At 68.8% G+C, this 22611-nt stretch carries 18 protein-coding genes; 7 read left to right on the top strand and 11 right to left on the bottom strand.

The window, feature by feature from the left end:
• The 5 genes from CQ042_RS06955 to CQ042_RS06935 are packed head-to-tail and all read right to left on the bottom strand — an operon-like array spanning position 1 to position 4866.
• The gene (locus CQ042_RS06955) at positions 1-654 is read right to left on the bottom strand and encodes a 3-oxoacid CoA-transferase subunit B (RefSeq protein WP_105669746.1); all 654 of its coding nucleotides are present in this window, start codon (positions 652-654) and stop codon (positions 1-3) included.
• Entirely contained in the window at positions 651-1409 is a 759-nt protein-coding gene (locus CQ042_RS06950; RefSeq protein WP_105669745.1) for a 3-oxoacid CoA-transferase subunit A, read from the bottom strand. The genes CQ042_RS06955 and CQ042_RS06950 overlap by 4 nt, the downstream gene beginning before the upstream one ends.
• Before the next feature lie 43 nt (positions 1410-1452).
• Positions 1453-2211 (bottom strand): SDR family NAD(P)-dependent oxidoreductase, encoded by a 759-nt coding sequence (locus CQ042_RS06945; RefSeq protein WP_219844825.1) that lies wholly within the window; start codon positions 2209-2211, stop codon positions 1453-1455.
• A gap of 20 nt (positions 2212-2231) precedes the next feature.
• Positions 2232-3896: an NAD(P)/FAD-dependent oxidoreductase gene (locus tag CQ042_RS06940; RefSeq protein WP_105669743.1), complete on the bottom strand. Its 1665-nt coding sequence runs from the start codon at positions 3894-3896 to the stop codon at positions 2232-2234.
• Positions 3897-3927: 31 nt separating this feature from the next.
• Positions 3928-4866, bottom strand: a complete 939-nt coding sequence (locus tag CQ042_RS06935; RefSeq protein ID WP_105669742.1) for an alpha/beta hydrolase fold domain-containing protein — start codon at positions 4864-4866, stop codon at positions 3928-3930.
• A gap of 285 nt (positions 4867-5151) precedes the next feature.
• On the opposite strand from CQ042_RS06935, the gene CQ042_RS06930 reads away from it, so the two are divergent.
• The 4 genes from CQ042_RS06930 (at position 5152) to CQ042_RS06915 (ending at position 10738) form a co-directional block, all read left to right on the top strand.
• Entirely contained in the window at positions 5152-6282 is a 1131-nt protein-coding gene (locus tag CQ042_RS06930) for a substrate-binding domain-containing protein (RefSeq protein WP_181157482.1), read from the top strand.
• A 73-nt stretch (positions 6283-6355) separates the two neighbouring features.
• Positions 6356-7075, top strand: coding sequence for an SDR family NAD(P)-dependent oxidoreductase (locus CQ042_RS06925; protein ID WP_105669740.1), 720 nt, complete (start codon positions 6356-6358; stop codon positions 7073-7075).
• Positions 7076-7103: 28 nt separating this feature from the next.
• Positions 7104-9686: an ATP-binding cassette domain-containing protein gene (locus tag CQ042_RS06920; RefSeq protein ID WP_105669739.1), complete on the top strand. Its 2583-nt coding sequence runs from the start codon at positions 7104-7106 to the stop codon at positions 9684-9686.
• On the top strand, positions 9683-10738 hold the full coding sequence (locus CQ042_RS06915) for an ABC transporter permease (RefSeq protein WP_105669738.1): 1056 nt from the start codon (positions 9683-9685) through the stop codon (positions 10736-10738). The genes CQ042_RS06920 and CQ042_RS06915 overlap by 4 nt, the downstream gene beginning before the upstream one ends.
• Positions 10739-10775: 37 nt before the next feature.
• On the opposite strand, the gene CQ042_RS06910 is transcribed toward CQ042_RS06915, so the two are convergent.
• Positions 10776-12497 carry a sigma-54-dependent Fis family transcriptional regulator gene (locus tag CQ042_RS06910; RefSeq protein WP_105669737.1) on the bottom strand — a complete coding sequence of 574 codons (1722 nt, stop codon included), beginning with the start codon at positions 12495-12497 and terminating at the stop codon, positions 10776-10778.
• Between the two features lie 138 nt (positions 12498-12635).
• Entirely contained in the window at positions 12636-13343 is a 708-nt protein-coding gene (locus tag CQ042_RS06905) for a GntR family transcriptional regulator (RefSeq protein ID WP_105669736.1), read from the bottom strand.
• A 108-nt stretch (positions 13344-13451) separates the two neighbouring features.
• Between CQ042_RS06905 and CQ042_RS06900 the strand changes: the two genes are divergently transcribed.
• The 3 genes from CQ042_RS06900 to CQ042_RS06890 are packed head-to-tail and all read left to right on the top strand — an operon-like array spanning position 13452 to position 17169.
• The gene (locus tag CQ042_RS06900; RefSeq protein WP_105669735.1) at positions 13452-14945 is read left to right on the top strand and encodes an NAD-dependent succinate-semialdehyde dehydrogenase; all 1494 of its coding nucleotides are present in this window, start codon (positions 13452-13454) and stop codon (positions 14943-14945) included.
• Complete coding sequence (locus CQ042_RS06895) at positions 14942-16213, top strand: iron-containing alcohol dehydrogenase (protein ID WP_105669734.1); 1272 nt, start codon at positions 14942-14944, stop codon at positions 16211-16213. Before CQ042_RS06900 ends, CQ042_RS06895 begins: the two co-directional genes overlap by 4 nt.
• Complete coding sequence (locus CQ042_RS06890) at positions 16213-17169, top strand: 3-hydroxyacyl-CoA dehydrogenase (RefSeq protein WP_219844824.1); 957 nt, start codon at positions 16213-16215, stop codon at positions 17167-17169. The genes CQ042_RS06895 and CQ042_RS06890 overlap by 1 nt, the downstream gene beginning before the upstream one ends.
• 84 nt (positions 17170-17253) lie before the next feature.
• On the opposite strand, the gene CQ042_RS06885 is transcribed toward CQ042_RS06890, so the two are convergent.
• From CQ042_RS06885 to CQ042_RS06870, 4 genes are all read right to left on the bottom strand, one after another.
• Positions 17254-18369, bottom strand: a complete 1116-nt coding sequence (locus CQ042_RS06885) for a sugar-binding protein (RefSeq protein WP_105669733.1) — start codon at positions 18367-18369, stop codon at positions 17254-17256.
• Between the two features lie 62 nt (positions 18370-18431).
• A complete protein-coding gene (gene mmsB, locus CQ042_RS06880; protein WP_105669732.1) occupies positions 18432-19799 on the bottom strand; it encodes a multiple monosaccharide ABC transporter permease in 1368 nt (455 codons plus the stop codon).
• Entirely contained in the window at positions 19796-21316 is a 1521-nt protein-coding gene (gene mmsA, locus CQ042_RS06875; protein WP_308736977.1) for a multiple monosaccharide ABC transporter ATP-binding protein, read from the bottom strand. Before mmsA ends, mmsB begins: the two co-directional genes overlap by 4 nt.
• 209 nt (positions 21317-21525) lie before the next feature.
• Positions 21526-22539, bottom strand: coding sequence for a LacI family DNA-binding transcriptional regulator (locus CQ042_RS06870; protein ID WP_105669730.1), 1014 nt, complete (start codon positions 22537-22539; stop codon positions 21526-21528).
• Positions 22540-22611 lie beyond the last annotated feature (72 nt).

Genomic DNA, 22611 nt, shown 5'->3' with positions numbered 1-22611 from the left:
TCAGTCCTCCTCTGCCGACACGATGTCGAGCCCGGTGAGCGCCGAGAGCGACGCGGCGGTGTGTCCGGAGAAGCCCGTGCGCACCTGGAACCCCGACGGGGTCACGTCGAGCACGCCGTGGTCGGTGTAGACCCGCGTCACGCATCCGACGCCCGTCAGCGGATACGTGCACGCCGCGACCAGCTTCGGTCGGCCGTCCTTCGTGAGCAGGTCGGTCATCACGAACACCTGCTTCGCCCCGATCGCGAGATCCATCGCACCGCCGACCGCCGGGATCGCTCCCGGCGCACCCGTCGACCAGTTGGCGAGGTCTCCCGTCTCGGAGACCTGGAACGCCCCGAGCACGCAGATGTCCAGGTGCCCGCCGCGCATCATCGCGAACGAATCCGCGTGATGGAAGTACGCCGACCCGGCGACCTCCGTCACCGGCTGCTTGCCCGCGTTCAGGAGGTCGGGGTCCACCCGATCGGGCGGCGGCGCCGCCCCCATCCCGAGCAACCCGTTCTCCGTGTGCAGGATGATCTCCTGGTCGTGGGGAAGGTAGTTCGCCACCAGGGTCGGAGCACCGATGCCGAGGTTGACGGAGGAGCCCTCCGGGATGTCGGCGGCGACGCGACGAGCGAGTTCCGCACGGTCGATGGTCGGGTTCGTCATGTGTTCGTCTCCACAGTTCCTCTGTCCGTCTCGAGTGGGCGGCCCTCGACATCGACGTTCCCGCGGAACTCTCCGTCGACCAGCCAGGGCCGCGAGCCGACCGCGACGACGCGATCGACGAAGATGCCCGGGGTCACGACCGCCTCCGGATCGAGGGCTCCGAGCTCGACGATCGCGTCGACCTGAGCGATCGTCACCTCGGCGGCGGTCGCCATGACCGGCCCGAAGTTCCGCGCGGTCTTCCGGTAGACGAGATTCCCCCACCGATCGCCCTCGAAAGCGGAGATCAGGGCGTAGTCGGCCGTGATCGGGTATTCGAGCACGTGGTCGCGGTCACCGATCCGGCGCACCTCCTTGCCGACGGCGAGGTCGGTCCCCGCGCCGGTCGGCGAGAAGAAGGCGCCGATCCCCGCTCCCGCCGCTCTGATGCGCTCCGCGAGGTTCCCCTGCGGCACGAGCTCCAGCTCGATCCGTCCGGTGCGGTAGAGCTCATCGAAGATCCAGGAGTCGTGCTGGCGAGGGAAGGAGCAGATGATCCTGCGCACCCGCCCGCTCGCCAGCAGCGCCGCCAATCCGGTGTCGCCGTTCCCCGCGTTGTTGTTGACGATCGTGAGGTCTGTCGCCCCCTGGGCGATGAGCGCGTCGATCAGTTCGACGGGTTGCCCCGCCCGCCCGAATCCGCCGATCATCACCGTCGCGCCGTCGCCGATCCCGGCGACGGCCGCCGCCGCGTCCTGCACCGTCTTGTCGATCATCCCGGGTCCTCCCGCATCATCGCCGCCGCCCGTGTGCGCCCGCTCATCGTGCCGTGTATCCGCCATCGACCGGGAGGGTGACACCGGTGATCCAGTCCGCCTCGTCCGAGGCGAGGAACAGCACGCTGTACGCCACATCGATCGGTCGCCCGAGTCGTCGCAGTGACTGATGGGCCGTCATCGTCTCCTCATACGCGGGCAGACCGCCCGGGTACTGCGCGGCGATCCCCTCCACGAGCGGAGTGAGCACCGTCGACGGGTTCACGGCGTTGACACGGATCCCGTCACGGCCGTACGTGGCGGCATCCTGCTTGGTCTGCATGTTCACCGCGCCTTTCGCCACGTGATACGGCGTGAACTCGTCGTTGCCGAGCAGGCCGTAGATCGAGGAGAAGTTCACGATGGCGCCCTTGCCCGCGACGAGCAGATGCGGCACGACCGCCTTCGTCGCGAAGAAGACGCCCTTCACGTCCACGGCGAAGACCGCGTCCCACTCCTGCTCGCTGACCTCGTGCGTGCGCTTGTCCGCACCGATGATCCCCGCACTGTTCACCAGGATGTCGAGGCCCCCGAAGGCTTCGGCCGCCGCATCGACGGCCGCACGGACTTCGTGCTCCTTCGTGACGTCGGCTCGCACGAACAGCGCGTCCCCACCGGCCGCGCGGATCTCCGCCGCCACGCTCTCGCCGTCGCCGTGCGTGTCGAGCAGTGCGACACGCGCACCCTCGGTCGCGAACAGCTCGGCCGTCGCACGCCCCATCCCGGAGGCCGCGCCCGTGATGACGACGCGTTTGCCGGCCACGCGCCCCCTCCGCTCGCCGGTCATGCGTCGACCGACTCTGACACGTCGACCGACTCCGGGGCGTCGACCCGGTGCAGCAGTGACGCATAGCCGGATTCCTCGAGTTCGCGGCAGTGCTGCTGATACACCTGTCCACCGCCCATGTAGACCTGGAACTCCTCGGGCTTGCCGGGGATGTTCTCGCCGAGGAACCAGGCCTTCGCCTTCTTCCCCTCGGTGTACATCACGGTCTGACGGCCGGTGCGCTCCGTCTCGGCACGCCACCAGTCCTCGGACTCGGGCGTCGCCTCGAAGTACTCCACATCGTTCTCCTGCGCCCATCTCAGGGCTCGCTGCAGCCACTGCGCACCGAGCTGGATCGGCACGATCAGGTTCGAGTACGGCGTCTGCGGGCCGAGCGACATGAAGAAGTTCGGGAACCCGTGTGCGTTGATGCCGAGGTTGGACTTCAGGCCGTCCGCGAGCCACTTGTCGCGCAGCGTGCGGCCCCCGCGGCCGACGATGTCGATGTTGGTCAGCGTCCCGGTCATCGCGTCGAACCCGGTCGCGAAGATGACGACGTCGAGTTCGTACTCGGTGTCCCCCACCAGGATCCCCTTCTCGGTGACCGCCGTGATGGGCGTCTCCGCGGTGTCGACCAGATGGACGTGCTCCTGGTTGAACGCGTCGTAGTAACCGTGGCCCGTGGGCACGCGCTTGCCGTTGAACGAGTAGTCACGCGGCGACAGCAGCTCGGCGGTCGCGGGATCGCGGACGATCTCTGCGATCTTCGAGCGGATGAACTCCGATGCCAGCTCGCTCGCCTCGTGACTGGTCGCGAGGTCGGTGAAGCACTCGTTCGCGAAATGGAAACCACCCTCGTTCCACTTGCTCTCGAAGATCCGTCGACGCTCCTCCGCCGACACGTCGAGCGCGCTGTGTTCCGCCGGCTCCATCGCGACGCCGAACGGATGATTCGCGGCCTTCTCGTAGACGGCGTCGTAGTTCTCCCGCAACCAGGCCATGTCCGCGGCGGAGACCTTCTCGTTCTCCGTCTCCACGACGAAGTTCGGAGTCCGCTGGAACACGTGGAACTCGTCCACCTCGCCGGCGATGACGGGGACGATCTGGATACCGGAGGCCCCGAGACCGATCAGGCCGACCCGCTTCCCGGCGAGATCCACCCCTTCGCGCGGCCATTCGGCCGTGTGGTACTTCTCCCCGCGGAAGCTGTCGACGCCCGGGATGTCGGGATAGATCGGCTGCGAGAGCACGCCCATGCCGCTCACCAGATAGCGAGTGGTGAGCGTCCCACCGTCCGCGAGGTGCACCGCCCACGTGTTCGACGTCTCGTCGTACACGGCGGACTCCACGCGGGACTGGAGCTGGATGTCGCGGCGCAGGTCGAGACGGTCGGCGACGAAGTTCAGATACGCGAGCACTTCCTCGCCCGAGGGGTAGCGCTCGGTCCAGGCCCACTCGTCCCGCACCTCCTTCGAGAAGGAGAAAGAGTAGTAGGAGTACTCGCTGTCGGTGCGGACGCCCGGATAGCGGTTCACCCACCACGTGCCGCCGATGGCGTCCTCGCCATCGAGCACGAGGGTGCGCAGGCCGATCTCCCGCAGATGATGCAGTATCGCGAGCCCCGAGAAGCCTGCGCCGATGACGATCGCGTCGTAGTCGCGTGCGGTGGTGATGTCGGTCATGAGAATGCGTTCCTTTCCAGAGGGGGTTTCGTCAGCCGTCGACGCGGGGGGATCGACCGGCACGGTGCCAGCGGGCGATGCGGGCGATGGCGGCGTCGGCCGGCGCGTGGGTGCCGGCCTGCAGCAGCCACACGTGCTGCTCGCCGTGCACGCCGTCGAAGGTCACATCGATGCCGGCGCGCTCCGCGAGCGCGTGCAGGCGCACCGCGTCGTGGTACAGCGACTCCGTCTCCGACGCGGCGATGTACAGCCGCGGGAACCCGCGGAAGTCCGCATACAGCGGATTGACCAGCGGATCGGTCGGATCGGCGCCGCCGGACAGGTAGCGGTCGATGTTCCCCTGCAGCCCTTCCCTCGCGATCAGGAAGTCCGTCGCGTCGTTCGTCTCGATCGTCTCGCCGCTGTTCTCCATGTCGACCCATGGCGACACCGCGATGACCTGCCCGGGGAGAGCCGCTCCGCGCCGGAGGCGGCGCAGGGTGGTCGCGATCGCGATGCTCGCTCCGGCGCTGTCGCCGACGAGGGTGATCCCCTCGGGTGCCTGTCCCTCGGCGATGAGCACATCCAGGACGGCATCCGTGTCATCCAGCTGTGCGGGGTACGGATGCTCCGGAGCGAGCCGGAAGTCGGCGACGAAGGCGTGGGCGCCCGCGGCCTTGGCGAGGTGACCAGCCAGCTTGCGATGGCTCGCGGACGAGCCGAGGGCGAAACCGCCCCCGTGGAGCACGAGCAGGAGCTGATCGGGATCGGCGTCGACGGGTGTCACGAGGATGCCGGGGACGCCGCCGACGACTCGCGAGGCGTAAGTGACGCCCTCGGGTTCGGCGGTCGCGCGCTGCCAGTCCTCGAAGACCCAGCGCAGCACCGGGAGCGACATGTCGGGTGCTGCCGTGAACTCGACGGTCCACTCGGCATAGATCGCACCGAGCGGGTCGACCGGTACGGGGTCGGCGTGCACGGAATCGGGCATGGACGGATCCTCCTCATCGCGGATTTCCAGAAGACTCGGCGCCGCAGCGGGGCGCCGTCGAACCAGGATGACCCGACGCAGGAGGGCCACCGAGGGGCTGTCGCAGAATGAGTCACCGTCGTCTCACGGTGACGCGATCGCCCCGTGCACCACGGCCGCAGACTGCTGCACACAGCACCACATCCGTGCCGACGCGGACCCGCAGGGCTCGTCCCTCCGCAGCCGGCTCTCAATGAAGAGAAAGGTGGCACGCACATGCGATCCATCACCAGACGTCAGGGAGCGATGACACTCATCGCCGCCGGCGCACTCCTGCTCACGACCGCCTGCTCCACCGGATCCCTGTCCGGCTCGGGCGGATCCGCCGACAGCGGTGACGGCGCGGCAGCCGGCGCCGTCACCACGGGAGAGGTGGGCGTCCAGGGCGACATCCAGGACATCACCGCGTTCTGCGGTGAAGAGGACCTCACGGTCGCGCTCGCCGATGGATTCGGCGGGAACTCGTGGCGCAAGATCACCCGAGCGATCTTCGAAGCCGAGGCGGCGAAGTGTCCGAACATCACCAAGGTCCTGTACACGGACGCCCAGGGCGACACGCAGAAGGCGATCAGCGACATCAACTCGCTCGTCGCACAGGGCGTCGACGTCATCGTCACGTTCGTGGACGGCGGCGAGGCCCTGCTGCCCACGATCAAGAAGGCCACCGAGGCCGGCGTCGCCGTCGTCCCGTACGTCGGGTCGCCGGGCGGCACACCCGGCACGGACTACGTCGACTTCGTCTCGGAGGACATCACCACGTACGGGCGCAATCTCGCCGAATGGACGATCGAGGCGATGGGGGGCGAGGGCAATCTCGTCATGCTCGGCGGCATCGCCGGCAACTCCTACTCGCAGGGCGTCTACGACGGCGTGATCGAAGCGGTCGAGGCGAACCCGGGCATCACGCTCCTGAACGAGGACGGTCCCGTCGCGACCGATTGGGAACCCGGCAAGATCCAGCAGGTGGTAGCCGGCCTGATCACGAAGTACGGGGACATCGACGGGATCGTCGCGGACTACGGCGGCGGCTCGGTCGGCGGCATCCGGGCCTTCGAGGCCGCGGGCAAGCCGTTCCCCGTGTGGTCGGCGAACGACTCCAACGAGTTCGCGTGCCTCTGGTACGAGTACAAGGACACGCAGCCGACCTATCAGATCGCGACCGAGTCGTCGCGGAACTGGATCGTCACGGTCGCTCTCCACAAGGCGCTCGCCGCCGCGAACGGCCTGCCCAACGACGAGCCGTCCATCTACAACCTCGAGATCATCGAGGACTCGACCGACCCCTCGAAGCAGCCACGGTGCGAGGAGGCTCTGCCCGCAGACGCCATCCTCTCCTCCGGGCTGTCCGTCGAGCAGCTCGAGGCCCTCTTCCAGTAACCGCCGTCCGGGCCGCGGCGACTCGTGCGTCGCGGCCCCGTCCGGCATCCGGACCCAGCAACGAGGAGCAATTATGAATCGTCTCGACGGCAAAGTCGCCATCGTGACCGGCGCGGGGCGAGGCATCGGCCGCGCGATCGCAGAGGCACTGCACGCCGAGGGCGCGACGACCATCGCCACGTCCCGCGCCTCCTCCGATCCGACCTTCGGCGAGATCCACTACGCGCAGCTCGACGTCGCCGACGAAGCCGACTGGCGGCGCGTCGTCACCGACGTGCTCGAGGTGCACGGCCACATCGACATCCTCGTCAACAACGCGGGCATCATCGCGTACGAGCCGCTGCACGAGCTCACGATCGAGGACTGGCACAACGTGGTCGCCACGAACCAGACGGGTGTCTGGCTCGGGATGCGCGAGGTCGTACCGCACATGATCACGCAGGGCGGCGGGTCGATCGTGAACATCTCGTCGATCTGGGGATCGGCCGCCGTGGGCGGTGCGCACGCCTATCACGCGACGAAAGGGGCGGTGCGGAACATGTCCAAGAACGCCGCCATCACCTACGCGACCCAGAAGGTGCGGGTGAACTCGCTGCACCCCGGTTTCATCGAAACGCCCCTCACCGATTCGCAGGCCCCCGCCGTGAACGAGTACGTCGTGTCTCAGACGCCGATGGGCCGCGCGGGAAGGCCCCACGAGATCGCCGCTGGCGTGGTCTTCCTCGCGAGCGACGAAGCGAGCTTCGTCACGGGCTCCGAGCTGGTCATCGACGGCGGCTACCTCGCGCAATGACGCGCGATCCTGACGAGAGGAACAGAACATGACAGACACCGACATCGCCTTTCCGCGTGCCGGGGACGCCCCCGACCGGAGGGGCACCTCCGCCCTGCGCCTACAGGGCATCTCGAAGACGTTCCCCGGCGTGCGCGCTCTCACCGAGGTGGACCTCGAGGTCGCCGCCGGCGAGATACACGCCCTCGTGGGAGAGAACGGCGCCGGCAAGTCCACACTGATGGCCGTGGCCTCCGGTGCGCTCGCACCCGACGAGGGCACCGTGCGGATCGGTGGAAGGGAGCTGTCGTCGTCACACCCGGACGAGGCCCGTGAACTCGGTCTGGGCATCGTGCGGCAGGACCCCGCACTCCTCCCCGATCTCACCGTCGCCGAGAATATGGCCGTCGGGGTGGGGTATCGACGCGTCGGCGGCCTCGGCCGCGCCGTCACCTGGGCTGCGACGCAGCTCGCCCCGTGGGGCATGGGCATCGACCCCCGCACCAGGGTGGCCGAGCTGACCGTCGAGCAGCGCTTCATCGTCGAGATCGCCAAGGCCCTCGCGCTGGAACCGCGTGTGCTGATCCTCGACGAGCCGACCGAGCATCTCAGCCTCGACGAGGTGCAGCTGTTGTTCGACCGCGTCCGCGAGGTCGCCGCCGGAGGGACCGCCGTCGTGTACATCTCGCACCGCATCCCCGAGGTCAAACAGATCTCCGATCGGATCACGGTGCTGCGCGACGGCAGGGTCCGCGGGACGTTCGCGGCGGCCGAGGTCGACGAGGCGCAGATCATCGAACTCGTGATCGGGCGCACGCTCGACACCGTGTTCCCCGAGAAGGGAAGTCTCGCCGGGACCATCGGCGACGCCGAGCGCCTCGTCGTGAGAGGCCTCAGGGGCGACGGCTTCCACGATGTGTCGCTCACCGTACGCGAGGGCGAGATCATCGGCCTCGCCGGGGTGCAGGGCAACGGGCAGGCCGCGCTGATCCGCGCGCTCGCCGGCCAGTCGCCCACCACGGGAGCACTCGAGGTCGACGGACGGCCGGTGCGCGGTGGGAACGCCGGGGCCGCCGCGGCCGGCGTCGTCTATGTGCCGGCGGATCGCCACCGCGAGGGAGTGTTCCTCCCCCTGTCGGTGGCGGAGAACGTGTCGGCGGCCACGTTGCCCGCTGTCTCCCCCGGCGGGTTCGTGAGCGAGCGCCGGATACAGTCCCGCGCCCGCGACATGATCGCCCGTCTGGCGATCAAGACGCCGAGCCCGCGAACCCCGGTCGCGTCCCTCTCCGGAGGCAACCAGCAGAAGGTCGTGCTCGCCAGGACTCTGCTCGCCCGCCCGAGGGTGCTGCTCGCCGAGGAGCCCACCCAGGGCGTCGACGTCGGCGCCCGGGTCGACATCTACCGCATCCTGCGGGAAGCGGCCGATGGCGGTGCGGCGGTCGTCGTGCTCTCCTCCGACGGCGTCGAGCTCGAGGGTCTCTGCGACCGCGTGCTCATCCTGTCCCGCGGCGAGGTCGTCCGGGAGCTCGTCGGCGAGGACGTGAGCGAATCGGCCATCGCCCGAGCCGCGCTGACTTCGACGACGGTCCGAGAACGCCGGAGCACCGAGACCGGACGAGGAGGTCTGCGGACGTGGCTCCGCGGAGACAACGCCCCCGCGGTCGCACTCACCGCCGTGTTCCTCGCTCTCGGTCTGGCCGTCGCGGCCGCGAACCCGGCCTACCTCTCCGGTTTCAACATCAACAATCTGCTGTTCATGGTCGCGCCGCTGCTGTTCGTAGCCGCCGCGCAGCAGGTCGTCGTCCTGGGGGCGGGGTTCGATCTGTCGATCGGCCCTCTCATGGGATTCCTCGTCGTGCTCGGTTCGTTCTGGATCGTCGATGGCGGCAACCTCGTCGTCGGATTGGCCCTCATGCTGGCCGGAGCGGTCGGCGTCGGCGTGATCAACGGCATCCTCGTCACCCGATTCGCGATCAGCCCCGTCGTCGCGACGCTTGCGATGTTCATGGCGCTGCAGGGTGTGTACCTGTCCCTGCGCAGCACGCCGGGCGGGGTGATCTTCCCCGCCGTGGCCGAGATGATCCAGGCCAGAGTCGGCGTCGTGCCCGTGATGACCCTGATCGGCGTCGCGGTGCTCGTCCTGCTGGATGTGGCGCTGCGTCGCACCCGGTGGGGTGTCGAGCTGCGGGCGGTCGGATCCCAGGATGCCGCAGCCTCCCGTCTCGGCATCCGCGTCGGATGGGTGCGATTCCTCTCCTACGTGCTGTGCTCGGTCCTCGTGCTCCCGGCCGCCGTCGCGATGATGGCGCAGATCGGCATCGGAGACGGACGCCCCTCGGTGTCGTACACGCTCGCATCGGTCACGGTGGTCGTCCTCGCCGGAACGAGCATCTTCGGCGGGCGAGGATCGTTCATCGCGGTGCTGGCAGCCGCATTCCTCGTGCAGCAGATCCTCAACGTCTCCCCCTTCCTCGGGCTGTCCCAGGCGTGGTCGTACTGGCTTCCCGGGCTCGTCACCCTGGCCGCCGCCGGGCTGTACTCCGCGCTCCGCAGTGGCACGCGCCGCCGGGACGTGCCGCCTGCGCGTCGAAGAAGGTCCGCACCCATCGCATCCTCCGGAGGTGTCTCATGACCCGTCTCGACCCCCGCGCTCCGAGCCCCACGACGACCACGACGTCGCTCCCGGTTCCCCCGACGGCGCGGACGGCGGACGCTCTCTGGCGCCGCAGCCTCGCCGGGAGCTGGGTCCCGATCACGCTCGCGACGCTGGCCCTGTTCCTCGTCAGCCCGGTCGTCGCGCCGGGAAGCCTCGGCGAGGCGCCCCTGCTGTCGATGCTGCCCTTCGCAGCCGTCCTCGCGATCGCCGCGGCCGGACAGACCCTCGTCGTGCAGCAACGGGGGCTGGATCTCTCGGTGCCGGGGATGATCGCGCTCGCCGCCGTCCTCGCGACCGCCCTCCCGCAGCAGTACGGCTGGGGTGTGTGGCCGGCCGTCGCGATGGCGGTCATCGTCCCCGGTCTCTTCGGTGTGCTCAACGGACTGGTGATCGGCGGACTCCGGATCATCCCGCTGGTGGCGACGCTCGGCATGAACGCGGTGCTGCTGGGGACGGTGTTCTCCCTCGCGAACGGCACCCCCTCGGGCGCCGCGGACGAGCTGAACAGGTTCGCCCTCGCCAGAACCCTCGGCGTGCCGAACACCCTGCTCGTCGCATTGGTCGTCATCGTGGTCGCCGCCGTCGTCACCCAGCGGACGATCGTGGGGCGCCGGCTCACAGCGGTCGGCATCAGCGAGCCCGCGGCGTCGATCATCGGCGTGCGGATCGGGCTCTACCAGGTGGCCGCGTACGGTTTCGCCGGTCTCTGCTACGGCGCGGCCGGAGTGCTGCTCGCCGGGTACACGAAGACGCCGGCGCTGTTCCTCGGCGACCAGTACCTGCTTCCGACCGTGGCCGCCGTCGTGCTGGGCGGCACCGCGTTGACGGGCGGCATCTCCTCCATCGCGGCGACGGCGGTGGCAGCGCTCTTCCTCACCCAGCTCGGCCAGCTCCTGCGCTCGATCGGGTGGCCTGATGCCCTGCAGCTCATCGCCCAGGCGGTCGTGCTCATCACCGTGGTGCTGCTGCGCGAGATCGTTCCCGCTGTCGTCCGTCGACGTGCGGTACGAAAGCTCGGCGCGCAGTAGTGGGGGGTCGGGGTCGCCGGAGGGCGGCCCCGACCCCCTAGGCGCTCAGCCGATAGGTCTTCATCTTCCGGTAGACGGTGGCCCGCGACAGGCCGAGGATCTCGGCGGCTCGAGACCGGTTGCCGCCCGCCTCCTGAAGCGCCCGTTGGATCGCCTCGAGCTCCACCCGTTCGATCATCGACAGTGTGCGTGTCCCTCTGATCGACATCGGCAGGTCGGCCACCCCGATCGCTCCGCGCCGCCCGCTCATCGCCAGATGCTCGATCGCGTTCCGCAGCTCGATGAGGTTCCCCGACCAGGAGTGCGCCTCGAGCGCGACGAGCGCTTCCCTGGTGGGCTCGAGATGCGCCGCCGGAGCGGCGTGATCGGCGAGCGCCCGCCACAGCAGCGCGATGTCGCCGGAGCGTTCGCGGAGGGCGGGGACCCAGGCGACGGGATAGCCCAGCCGTGTCGCCGCCGCCTCCGCATCGGCCTGCGTCGCAGCCGACATCGTCAGCAGGACCGCGCTGCGGGCGCCTGTCGAGTCGATCAGCGACTTCATCCCGGAGGTCGACGGCGCATCGAGCGTCTCGATCCCGCGCACGATGACGGCTGCGCCTCGCTCGAGCCGCTCGGAGAGCCGTTGCAGCCAGCGCTTCGCGCCGAGCACGTGCCTCTCCGCCGCGTCGACGCTCGCCGCGTGCGCGGAGGAACCGGGGCGATGAGGGTGCCCCAGGGCGAGCGACGTCTTCCCCGTGCCCGCCTCGCCGGCGATGAGCAGCGGTGTGCGGGCCTCACGGTGGCGGCCGACGAGCTGTGCGATCCCGAGCCACTCCGGGGAACGACCGGCGAGGACCGGTCGCGCGGGACCGAACCCGGTGTGCCGCACCCGGCGCTCCGGTTCGACGATCACCGCCACTGCTCCGGCGCCCGCGTCCAGCCGCGTCACCTGGATGTCGGCGTGCCCCCCGGAGAACTCCACCCCGATGCGGCCGGAGCGGGCGTCGTCGGTGCACAGGCGCTGCAGGAGTCCGAGATCGGCCGAGGTCAGGCGCGCGGCACGCTGGTTCTGCATGAGAAGCCCATCCGGGCCGACCGCGACGACAGGCCCGCTCTGCGTGCGCGACGCGCTGAGGAACGCGGCGAGCATGCTCCGGGCCGCCGGCCGCTCGGCCTCGACGACGTGCTGGCCGAGTTGCGCCGCGATCGAGTGCGTCAGCGGACGCAGCAACTCGGCCCGTTCCGTGACCCGGGTCGAGATCGTGACGACCGCGAGGAGGCGCCCGGTGATCGGGTGCCGCACGGGCGACCCCGTGCACACCGCGGATCGGTAGAACTCGGCGAAGTGCTCCTCTCCGGTGATCTGCACGCTGCGCCCGGTCGCCGCGACGGTGCCGACGCCGTTCGTGCCGACCGCTGCCTCGGACAGCACGGCGCCACGCACGGTTCCCAGGCGATCCAGGTGCGCGGCCGCCGAACGATCATGTGTCCACCGCTGCAGGATCCGCCCCTCGGAATCCGCGAGCAGGAGCCCGAGGCCCGTGCCGTCGAGTTCATCGGACACTCGGGCGAGCGGTGCTTGGAACATCTCCAGGAGGTGGCTGTCGAGCAGGTCGAGACCGACCTGGGGAACGTCGCGGATGTTGCCCGGCGACCCCAGAGCGTCCTTCGATCTCTGCCACGAGATCATCAGGTCCGGCCGGGCCGGGCGCGCGAGATCGGTTCCGCTGAGCAGCGCTTCTTTCGCCTGGTCCGCGGGGCGTGCATGTGCTGTGGTCATCTTCGACTCCTTCGTCGACGACGGATCTCCCGAGCCGTCGCATGCGAATACGTCAGCGGGTTCGATCGAGGAGGGTACAGGGTCGGGTGCGCCGAGAGTACCGCATGGGACGTCGGCGGGGAACGGCGGGGCGAGGGTTCACACGGCGACCTCGTCGAGATGGACGACGCCGCCGTCGACCGTCACCCTGCGCTCGTACTCGAGGATCGCGAGGTGCCCCGCCAGCTCGATGTGATGGACGCTCGCGCTCCTCGCGGCCTCCGGGTCGCGGTCCTCCGCCGCGGCGCGGACGATGGCGCGCAGCTCCTCGTAGGACTGCGCGACGCGGCCGTCGTCGAGGAACGCATAGCGACGGAACAGCCCGATCCGGGTGTGGACCCCGGCGAGATCAGCCGTGAGCACCTCGTTGCCCGCTCCGTCGAGCAGGATGCGGTAGAACGCGGACTTGCTCTCCTCGCGGCTCGCCAGATCCCCCTGCAGATAGGTGCGCTCCATCCGCGCCAGGTGGTCGATCAGCCGCTCCGCCTGCGGGCTGCTCGCGCGACGGGCGAAGAGCGAAGCCGCCAGGCCCTCCAGAGCCGCGCGCACCTCGTAGAGCGATGCGATGTCGTGTTTGGAGAGCACGGCGACGATCGGTCCGCGCCCGGGGATCACCGAGATGAGGCTCTCGCTCTCGAGCTGCCGGAGCACCTCGCGGATCACGGTGCGAGAGACGCCGTACGCGACGCAGAGATCCTGCTCCCGCAGGCGTTCTCCCGGGACGTGGCGCCCCTCGAGGATCTCCTCGCGCAGGAGGGTGAGCACCTGCTGGCGCAGCGGTGCCGCATGTCTCTCGATGACCGGCATCCGGTCTCCCTTCCCTGGCGGACTGTCTCATATCGAGACACCCGAGCCCCCGCGCGGGGTCGCCCTATTACCGTAATACGAGAATACCGCAAAGGGAAAGGAACCACCATGACCACCGTCCTCACCCCGCCGGTCGTGACCGACCTCCGAGGGCACGCCGTGCCCGTCGATCACTACATCGGCGGCACCTGGGTCGCTGATTCCGATCGATTCGCCGTCTTCGACCCAGCCACCGGCCGGCAGATCGCCGAGGTCGCCGACGCCGACGAGAGCCGCGCTCTGGAGGCACTCGACGCCGCCGTCGACGCCCAACAGACCTGGCGGGGGCTCCCGCCACGCCGACGCGCAGATCTGTTCGCCCGCGCACACCGGATCCTGCGCGAGCGCGCGGACATGATCTCCGAGATCATGACCCTCGAGAGCGGCAAGCCCCTCGCGGAGGCACGGGCGGAGTTCGCGCTGAGCGCCGACTTCTTCCTCTGGTACTCCGAGCAGATCGCTCACCTGCACGGGTCGTTCGCCGAAGCGTCGCAGGGCGGATACCGGATCATCACGTCGCACGAGCCCGTCGGGCCGACCCTGCTCATCACCCCGTGGAACTTCCCGCTCCTGATGATCGCCCGCAAGGCCGGCGCCGCGCTCGCCGCAGGATGCACCGCCGTGGTGAAGTCGGCCCGCGAGACACCGCTCACCTGCGCGCTGTTCGTGCAGGTGCTCCACGATGCGGGGTTCCCCCCGGGCGTCGTGAACCTCGTGCACACCACGTCGTCGGCTCGACTCTCCGCCGCGGTCATGGGCGACCCCCGACTGCGCAAGGTGAGCTTCACCGGCTCCACCGAGGTCGGCACGACCTTGCTCCGCCAGGCCGCCCCCGGCATCGTCAACGCGGCGATGGAGCTGGGAGGCGACGGACCACTCGTCGTCCTGCATGACGCGGACATCGAGCTGGCGGCGTCCCAGGCGGTCATCGCGAAGTTCCGCAACGCCGGGCAGGCGTGCGTCGCCGCGAACCGCATCATCGTCGACGAGAGGATCGCGGATGCGTTCATCGAGAGGTTCGTGGCCCTCACGAAGGCGCTGCACGTCGGGAGCGGCTTCGATCCGGCGACCGACGTGGGACCGATCATCTCCGCCACGCAGCGTGAAGGCGTCGCGGCCCTCGTCGCCGCGTTCGAGGAGATCGACGCGACCCGCCTCACCGGCGGGGGAATCATCGAGGGCGAGGGCTACTTCTTCGAGCCGACCGTGTACGAGGTGCACGACCGCGACAATGAGCTCTGCCACCGGGAGCTCTTCGCACCCATCGCCACGATCTACCGTGTGGCCGACACCGCCGAGGCGATCACCTTCGCCAACGACACCCGCTACGGCCTGGCCGCCTACGTCTTCACACGCGACCTGTCACGGGCGTTCACTGTCGGCGAGCGCCTCGAGTTCGGGATGGTGGGCGTGAACCGCGGCATCATGGCCGATCCGGCGGCGCCGTTCGGCGGCACGAAAGCCTCCGGGCTGGGCCGAGAGGGCGGCCAGCACGGCATCTGCGAGTTCCTCGAACCCAAGTACCTCGCCGTGACCGTGGACGAAGAGGGAGCACTCGCATGACGATCGCCGAGGACCTCCCCGCCGCTGTCCGCTCCGAGAACGCCCTGGCGGTCGGGATCCTCCGGCAGCCGGGCACCGTGCTCTTCGGCCCGGGGCAGCGTCGCCAAGTGCCGAGCATCGTCGCCGGCATCGCGTCACGCGCGCTCGTGGTCACCGATGCCCGGATGGCCGCGAGTGCGGAGTTCCGCGAGATCGCGGACGGGATCCGTGCGGCCGGCGTCGCCGTCGACGTCTACGACGCCACGGAGCCCGACCTCCCTCGGGAGAACGTGATGGACGTGGCGCAGCGCTTCCACGGCCGTGACATCGACGCGATCGTCGGGATCGGCGGCGGATCCTGTCTGGACCTCGCGAAGGTCGCGGCGATCGTGCTCGCCCGCGGCGGTGACGTCCGCGACTACTACGGCGAGTTCCTCGTCCCCGGACCGGGCCTCCCGGTCGTCACGGTTCCGACGACGGGAGGCACAGGTGCGGAGGTGACCTGCATCTCCGTCGTGTACGACGCCGAGCGCGGCATGAAGGTCGGAGTCGCGAGCCCGCACCTCGAAGCGCACACCGCGGTGATCGACCCGGAGCTCACGCTCAGCTGCCCGCCTGGCCTGACAGCGGCGACCGGAGCCGACGCGCTCTCGCACCTGGTGGAGGCCTTCACGGGGCGCGCCAAGAACCCGGACTCCGCACATCTGCGCACGAAGCTGTATGCGGGGAAGAACCTCCTCACCGACGTCTACGCCCGCCAGGGGCTCGCACTGCTCGCCCGATCACTGCCTGCGGTCGTCGCCGACCCGAGCGACATCGATGCCCGCACCGACACGATGTTCGCGTCGTACTGCGCCGGAATGGCGATCAACACCGCGGGCACGGCCGGCGCCCACGCGATCCAGTCGCCGATCGGGAACCTGACGCACACGCCTCACGGCTTCGGCATCGCCGCCCTCCTTCCCTCCGTCATGCGCTACAACCTGCCGACGAGGATCCCGGAGTTCGCGGAGATCGGACGCCTGATGGGCACGGCGGACCCGGCGGCCCCCGCACTCGACCAGGCCCACGCGGGCATCATCGCGGTCGAGGGGCTGCTGGACGCGCTGGGCGCGCCCACCGACCTCACCACCCTGGGCCTTTCCCCCGACGACGTGGGATTCGTCGCCGACCAGGCGATGCTCGCGACGCGGCTGACCGCGAACAACCCCCGGGAGCTCACGCGCGAGGCGATCATCACGATCCTCGAGCACGGGCTCTCTGGCGACCGCAGCTGGTGGACGGGATGATGCCCGCCGCTCCCCACGTCGCGGTGATCGGCAGCGGGTCGATCGGCGTCGCCTTCGCCGTGGTGTTCGCCCGAGCGGGGTTCGAGGTCGCCGTGACCGATGTGGATGCGGACGCACTCGCCCGCGGGCGCAGCGACCTCGACGTCCGACTCGAGCTCCTCGAGAACGCCGGGATGCTCGGCGCTCCTCGGGGCGAGGTCGCCGCGCGGGTGCGGTTCGGCACGGACGTCGCCAGGGCCGTCGGAGGCGCGGAGCTCGTGCAGGAGTGCGCGCCGGAGCAGAAGGATGTCAAGCGTGCGGTGTTCCGCGAGGTCGCCGCCGCCGCTCCCGCTCACGCGGTGCTCGCCAGCTCGGCCTCAGCCATCCTGCCGTCGGAGATCGCGATCGAGCTGCCGGACGACGTCGCCGCGCGCGTCATCGTCGGCCACCCCGGCAACCCGCCGTACCTGCTGCCCGTGATCGAGGTGGTGCCGACTCCGCGCACGTCGCCGGATGCCCTCGGCCTCGCGCGCTCGCTCTACGCCGCAGCGGGTCTGCGCCCCGTCACCATCCGGCGCGAGGTGGAGGGATTCGTGTTCAACCGCCTGCAGGGCGCCCTCCTTCGGGAGGCATACTGTCTCGTCAGGGACGGGGTCGTGGATGTCGACGACATCGACGAGATCGTCCGCAGCGGACTGGGCCGGCGCTGGAGCGTGATCGGCCCGTTCGAGACGAGCGATCTCAACACGCGCGGAGGGATCGCCTCGCACGCCGTCAAGATGGGGCCCGCCTACGGACGGATGGGCGCGGAGCGCGGACAGCACGACCCCTGGACGCCGGAGCTCGTCGAGGAGGTCGAGGCGCAACGGCGCGCGCTGCTGCCTCTGGAGGCGTGGGAGGCGCGGGGGCGCTGGCGCGACGACCAGCTGCTCGCGCACACGGCTCTCTGGGAGGGAGCGGCCGCCACGGCCCGCTGACTCTCGAACGAACGAGCCGTCCGGACCCGAGGGTCCGGACGGCTCGTGGGTCCGCAACAGCGAGCGCTGCGGGAGATGACGCTGTTACTTGTACGAGTTCACGATCTCGAGGAGGCTCGGGACGTTGGCGTAGGCCTCGGCCGCGTTCTCCTTGGTCACGATGATCGGGTCGAGCAGGTAGGCCGGAACGACCTTCACGCCGTTGTCGTACTGCTCGGTGTCGTTGACGTCGACCTCTTCGCCCTTCTGGAGCTGGCCGACCATCTTGATCGACTGCTCGACGAGGAGCGTGGTGTCCTTGTTGATCGTGGAGTACTGGATGCCCTCCATGATCGACTTGACCGACTCGACCTCGGAGTCCTGACCGGTGACGACCGGGACGTCCTTGCCTGCGCCCTGCACCGAGGTGATGATGGCGCGAGCGAGCGTGTCGTTCGGGGACAGGACGCCGTCGAGCGTCTCCGAGCTGTAGGTCGACGTCAGCAGCGAGTCCATACGACGCTGCGCGTTCTCGGCCTTCCAACCCTCGGTCGCCGTCTGGGCGATCTCGGTCTGACCCGAGACGACCTTCAGCGTGCCGTCATCGATCTTCGGCTGGAGCACATCCATCGCACCGTTGAAGAACACGGCGGAGTTCGCGTCATCCGGAGAGCCGGAGAACAGCTCGATGTTGTACGGGGCCTCGTGGCCCGCACGCTCGGCGAGACCGTCGAGCAGAGCCTGGCCCTGCAGCTGGCCGACCTTGAAGTTGTCGAACGCGACGTAGTAGTCGACGGCCTCCGTGTTCTCGATCAGACGGTCGTAGGCGATGACGGTGACGCCGGCGTCGCGGGCGGCCTCGACCTGCGTCGCGAGCTGCTTGCCGTCCTTCGCGCCGATGATGATGACCTTGGCGCCACCGGTGACCATCGCCTGGATCTGGTTCTGCTGCTCGGCGACCGTGTTGCTGGCGGGCGCATACTGCACGTCCGCCTTGAAGCCGGCCTCCTCGAGACCGTCCGTGAACAGCTGACCGGCGAGGACCCAGTTCTCCGAGGTCTTGTCCGGGAGGGCGACACCGATCGTGGCGTCGGCGGCGAAGCCCTTGGCGTCGTCCCCCGACCCGGAACCGGTGTCCCCGCCGCGCTCCGAGGAGCAGCCGGTGAGGGCGAAGGCGCCCGCGACGACAAGCGCTGTCGCCGACAGAAGAATCTTCTTCATGTGATCTCTTTCTCTGGTGTGTGAAGGTCTCGTCACGCGTGCGGCACGCGATTCGACCCCTACTATCCGCGCGTCTCGTCGACGGCGGGGGCTTCGTACTTCTGGCTGGTGGGATAGTTCGCCTTCGGGTCGAAGGTCTCCTCCGCCGGGTCGGATTTGCGGCCGAAGCGACGCGTGAGGAAGCCGATGATCGACGGACGGCCCTGCTGCTTGTTCCACACGTCGACACCGACGGCGAAGAGCAGCACGAGGCCCTTGATCATCGACACGACATCGGCGCCCGCGCCGAGCAGCGCGAGTCCGTTGTTCAGGAACGCCATCACGAGACCACCGATGATCGACCCGATCACGGTGCCGATCCCGCCCGAGACGGCCGCGCCGCCGATGAACACCGAGGCGATCGCGTCGAGCTCCCAGCCGTTGCCGTCCTGCGGCCCCGACGCGGTCGCCCTGGCGACGTAGATCATGCCGGCGAGGGAGGCAAGGACGGACATGTTCATCATCACGAAGAAGTCGACCCAGCGATCCTTCACGCCCGACAGCCGCGCGGCCTGCCGGTTGCCGCCGACCGCGTAGATGTGACGGCCGAAGACTGTGTTGTTCGTGATGAACGAGTAGAGGATGACGAGGGCGAGCAGGATGACGCCCGAGATCGGGAAGCTCGTGCCCTCGCGCCCGGTCGCGAACAGCCATCCGGCGATGAGGATCACGGCGGAGATCAGCACGACCTTCGTGACGCTGACCCACAGGGGCGCCATATCGGCACCCATCCGGTGCTGGATTCGTCGGGTGCGGATCTCCCAGAACACGATCCACGCGACTCCGAGGAGGGCGAGCAGCATCGTGAAGACGTTGAACGGCACGGGGATGAACGAGAGCTCGGGCAGATAACCGGCGCCGATGACCTTGAACCCCTGCGGCACCGGGATCGACTGCGAGTCGCCGACCCACTGGTTCGCACCGCGGAAGAACAGCATGCCGGCCAGCGTCACGATGAACGCCGGCACCCCGACGTAGGCCACCCAGAATCCCTGCCAGGCACCGACGAGCACGCCCACCCCGAGACCCAGGAGGATGCCGAGCGGCCAGGGGAGATTCCAGTCGGCCATCGCCTTCGCGACCACGATGCCGGTGAACGCCGCCACGGAACCGACCGAGAGGTCGATGTGGCCCATGATGATGACCATCACCATGCCGATCGCGAGGATCAGGATGTAGGAGTACTGGTTGACGACGTTGATCAGGTTGCCCGACGAGAGCGTGAGGCCGGTGCCCTTGATGATCCAGGTCAGCACCTGGAAGACGACCAGGATCACGAGGAGGCTGCCGAGGATGCCGAACTGACGGAGCGTCGACTGCCCGCCGCCGAACATCTTGGTGATGTCCTTGAAGTGGAAGCCGCGCTTCGTTGCGGTGGTGTCGGTGGTCATGCGGATGCTTTCTGGGTCGCGGAGGTCATGCTGCGCATGAGGTCCTCAGGTGTCGCCTGATCGGCCGGGATGCAGTCGGTGACCCGACCTTCGAAGACGGTGTAGATGCGGTCGGAGATGCCGAGGAGCTCTGGCAGCTCGCTGGAGATGACGATGACGCCCTTTCCCTGCGCTGCGAGCTGGTTGATGATCGCGTAGATCTCGTACTTGGCGCCGACGTCGATGCCACGGGTCGGCTCGTCGAGGATCAGCAGGTCGGGATCGGTGAACATCCACTTCGCCAGGACGACCTTCTGCTGGTTGCCGCCGGAGAGCTTGCCGACGCCCTCCTCCACCGACGGCGTCTTGATGCGCAGCGCCTTGCGGTAGTCCTCGGCGACGGCGAACTCGGCGCGGGCATCGACGACACCGCGCTTGGCGATCTTCGAGAGCTTGGCCGCGACGATCGAGCGTTTGATGGTGTCGAGCAGGTTGAGCCCCAGGACCTTGCGGTCCTCGCTCACGTATGCGAGGCCGTGCTTGATCGCCGACGCCACGTCGTACAGCGCGACCTCCTGGCCGTCCTTGACCATGGTCCCCGAGAGGAACGTGCCGTAGGAGCGGCCGAACATGCTCATCGCGAACTCGGTGCGCCCCGCGCCCATGAGGCCGGCGATGCCGACGACCTCGCCACGCCGGACGTTGAGGCTCGAACCCTTCACGACCATCCGCTCGGGAACGGTCGGGTGCTGCACCCACCAGTCCTTCACCTCGAAGAACACCTCGCCGATCTCGGGCGTGCGGTCGGGGTAGCGGCTCTCGAGCGAGCGACCGACCATGCCGCGGATGATGCGGTCCTCGTTGATCTCGCCGCGGGAGATGTCGAGCGTCTCGACCGTGCGGCCGTCGCGGATGATCGTGATCTCATCGGCGATCTGCTCGATCTCGTTGAGCTTGTGGCTGATCATGATCGACGCGATGCCCTTGGCCTTGAGCCCGAGGATCAGGTCGAGCAGGTGCTGCGAGTCGTTCTCGTTGAGCGCGGCGGTCGGCTCGTCGAGGATCAGCAACTTGACCTCCTTGTTGAGCGCCTTCGCGATCTCGATCAGCTGCTGCTTGCCGACGCCGAGCGTCTTGATCTGCACGTCGGGGTCCTCGCTCAGCCCCACGCGGGCGAGGAGCTCGATCGTGCGCTCCTTCTGCGCCTTCCAGTCGATCCGGCCGAGGTGCTGGATCTCGTTGCCGAGGAAGATGTTCTCGGTGACGGAGAGCTCGGGGATCAGCGCGAGCTCCTGGTGGATGATCGCGATTCCGGCCTGCTCGCTGGCGACGATGTCCTTGAAGCGCTGCTCCTCGCCGTACAGCAGGATCTCGCCCTCGTAGGTCCCGTAGGGATACACCCCCGAGAGGACCTTCATCAGCGTCGACTTCCCGGCGCCGTTCTCGCCGCAGATCGCGTGGATCTCCCCGGCGCGAACGGTGATGGAGACGTCGGCGAGCGCCTTGACGCCCGGGAACTCCTTGGTGATGCTGCGCATCTCCAGGATCGGGCCTGACACGGTAGGCAACGTTGCTGTGGTGCTCACGGATCTTTCCTCGCGACGTGCGGTCACCTTCGATGTGACCGTTCACATTGGATTACATCGTCCACTCACGACGAACCGCTGTCAAGTCCGCGCCGATATTTCGTTTCCCTACCGTGATGCGGCGATGCGCGACGCGGTGGGAGCGGTCCCGTCGCGGGGGGCTATCGCGCCGCGGCAGACTCGCGCGCGCGCAGGATCGTCTGCAGAGGGCCGAACTCCGGCACGTCCTCGCCGCGGATCTGCGCGAGGAGGATGCGGACGGCGCGACGCCCGAGCTCGGGGAAGTCCTGATGGACCGTGCTGAGCGTCGGTGCCACGTGGGCCGCGACCGGGATGTCGTCGAACCCGATCACGCTCACGTCGTGCGGCACCCGCACGCCCGCGTCGCGGAAGCCGTGCAGGAGCCCGATCGCCATCAGATCGTTGGCCGCGAAGACCGCGGTGAAGTCGCGGCGGAGCGAGAGCTCCTTGCCGGCGAAGTATCCGAAGTCCGCCGTCCAGTCTCCGCGGATCGGCGGGAAGGTCGGCAGATCGGCCTCGCGCAGGCCGTCGAGGTATCCGCGCATCCGCGACTCGGCCTCGATCCAGTCCTGGGGGCCCGCGAGATGCAGGATGTCGCTGTGGCCGAGCGCGATCAGGTGCTCCGTCGCCGCTCTGGCGCCCGCGACCTGGTCCGCCGAGAGGCTCACGCCGTCCGCCCCCGAGGCTGTCTGCAGCGTGACGAACGGCGTGTCGACCGACATGCCGCGCAGGACATGGAACACCCGCACCTGCGGAGCGAGCACCACGATGCCGTCGACCTGCTCGCGCGACAGCTGTCGCACCGCATTGCCGATGGCCTCCGGAGTCGTGTCGGCGAGGTTCAGGGTCGACACCGAGTACCCCTCCTCGCGCGCCGCATCCTCGATCCCGGCGATCGACGACGTGGGACCGAACTCCCCGATCGTGGCCGACAGGATGCCGAGCATGTTCGATTTGCTGGTGACGAGCGCGCGGGCGGCGAGGTTCGGCCGGTAGTCCAGGACCGCGATCGCGTCGAGGACCTTGGCCTTCGTCTCCGGGCGGATGCTCGGATGATCGTTGAGCACGCGGGACACCGTCTGATGGGACACCCCGGCGAGACGCGCGACGTCGCGGATGCTCGGCAACCGCGCACGCTCGGAGGCGGTGGACATCACTTGCCTCCTTGCGTGTGCACGGTCACATCGTCACTACATTATGTCTGGCGGCGCGCGCGTGTGCACCTC

The organism is Microbacterium sp. MYb62, from assembly GCF_002979475.1.
In the GTDB taxonomy this organism is placed as follows: domain Bacteria; phylum Actinomycetota; class Actinomycetes; order Actinomycetales; family Microbacteriaceae; genus Microbacterium.
The sequence above is the reverse complement of the archived record's forward strand: the minus strand, read 5'-3'. Positions and strand labels throughout refer to the sequence as shown.

Bases quoted from the DNA above. Each gene is read 5' to 3' on its own strand.
- CQ042_RS06955 (WP_105669746.1), bottom strand. From the start codon at position 654: ATGACGAACCCGACCATCGACCGTGCGGAACTCGCTCGTCGCGTCGCC.
- CQ042_RS06950 (WP_105669745.1), bottom strand. From the start codon at position 1,409: ATGATCGACAAGACGGTGCAGGACGCGGCGGCGGCCGTCGCCGGGATC.
- CQ042_RS06940 (WP_105669743.1), bottom strand. From the start codon at position 3,896: ATGACCGACATCACCACCGCACGCGACTACGACGCGATCGTCATCGGC.
- CQ042_RS06935 (WP_105669742.1), bottom strand. From the start codon at position 4,866: ATGCCCGATTCCGTGCACGCCGACCCCGTACCGGTCGACCCGCTCGGT.
- CQ042_RS06930 (WP_181157482.1), top strand. From the start codon at position 5,152: ATGACACTCATCGCCGCCGGCGCACTCCTGCTCACGACCGCCTGCTCC.
- CQ042_RS06925 (WP_105669740.1), top strand. From the start codon at position 6,356: ATGAATCGTCTCGACGGCAAAGTCGCCATCGTGACCGGCGCGGGGCGA.
- CQ042_RS06920 (WP_105669739.1), top strand. From the start codon at position 7,104: ATGACAGACACCGACATCGCCTTTCCGCGTGCCGGGGACGCCCCCGAC.
- CQ042_RS06915 (WP_105669738.1), top strand. From the start codon at position 9,683: ATGACCCGTCTCGACCCCCGCGCTCCGAGCCCCACGACGACCACGACG.
- CQ042_RS06910 (WP_105669737.1), bottom strand. From the start codon at position 12,497: ATGACCACAGCACATGCACGCCCCGCGGACCAGGCGAAAGAAGCGCTG.
- CQ042_RS06905 (WP_105669736.1), bottom strand. From the start codon at position 13,343: ATGCCGGTCATCGAGAGACATGCGGCACCGCTGCGCCAGCAGGTGCTC.
- CQ042_RS06900 (WP_105669735.1), top strand. From the start codon at position 13,452: ATGACCACCGTCCTCACCCCGCCGGTCGTGACCGACCTCCGAGGGCAC.
- CQ042_RS06895 (WP_105669734.1), top strand. From the start codon at position 14,942: ATGACGATCGCCGAGGACCTCCCCGCCGCTGTCCGCTCCGAGAACGCC.
- CQ042_RS06890 (WP_219844824.1), top strand. From the start codon at position 16,213: ATGCCCGCCGCTCCCCACGTCGCGGTGATCGGCAGCGGGTCGATCGGC.
- CQ042_RS06885 (WP_105669733.1), bottom strand. From the start codon at position 18,369: ATGAAGAAGATTCTTCTGTCGGCGACAGCGCTTGTCGTCGCGGGCGCC.
- mmsB (WP_105669732.1), bottom strand. From the start codon at position 19,799: ATGACCACCGACACCACCGCAACGAAGCGCGGCTTCCACTTCAAGGAC.
- mmsA (WP_308736977.1), bottom strand. From the start codon at position 21,316: ATGCGCAGCATCACCAAGGAGTTCCCGGGCGTCAAGGCGCTCGCCGAC.
- CQ042_RS06870 (WP_105669730.1), bottom strand. From the start codon at position 22,539: ATGTCCACCGCCTCCGAGCGTGCGCGGTTGCCGAGCATCCGCGACGTC.